This window comes from Vibrio sp. 2132-1 (assembly GCF_033344315.1).
On the sequence record NZ_JAWPON010000600.1, the window covers coordinates 1 to 586 of the forward strand.

A 586-nucleotide genomic window follows, 5' to 3' on the forward strand; every position below is an offset into this window, starting at 1 on the left:
ATTGGCAATAAAAGTAATGGTTCAAAGCCTTTACGAATCGCTAGAAACAACAGCGTACAGCCAACCAGCATCATGCAGATTTGGCCAAACTCAAAGTTAGCGATCCCTGTTTCTGACCATAAGGTCATCAATCCGTCCATGATACTCCCTTACGCCAAGCTGAGAAGAGGTGCACCAACGGTAACGGCATCACCCTCTTTTACGTTCAGTTCTTGAACGATACCACCGCGAGCTGCACGAACTTCCGTTTCCATCTTCATTGCTTCAAGGATCAGTAGGACATCACCTTCTGCGACTTCAGCACCCGGCTGAACGTTCACTTTAAAGATGTTTCCTGCAAGCGGTGCAGGAACCGATTCCGCATTTGCCGTCACAGGCGCAACGGGAGCGGCCACTGGTGCAGAAGCTGAACTTGACGTCACAGAAGTCAATTGTCCTTTTGGCCCCACTTCAACTTCGTAGACTTGTCCATCAACGCGAACACTGTAAGTTTCTACGCTACCAGACGCGACTGGAGCCGCAGGCGCTGCAACTGGTTTTGCACTTTCCAATGTAGGTGCTGGTTCAAAAGCATCAGGGTTACCAC

1 protein-coding gene and 1 pseudogene are annotated in these 586 nt (G+C 49.8%); both read right to left on the bottom strand.

Features of this window, described 5'->3' with window-relative positions:
* Positions 1–140 (bottom strand): annotated as a pseudogene (locus R8N47_RS26880) (sodium ion-translocating decarboxylase subunit beta); the annotation flags it as partial.
* Positions 141–149: 9 nt separating this feature from the next.
* The coding region (locus tag R8N47_RS26885; protein ID WP_318186322.1) for a biotin/lipoyl-containing protein at positions 150–586 on the bottom strand (437 nt) is incomplete at its 5' end.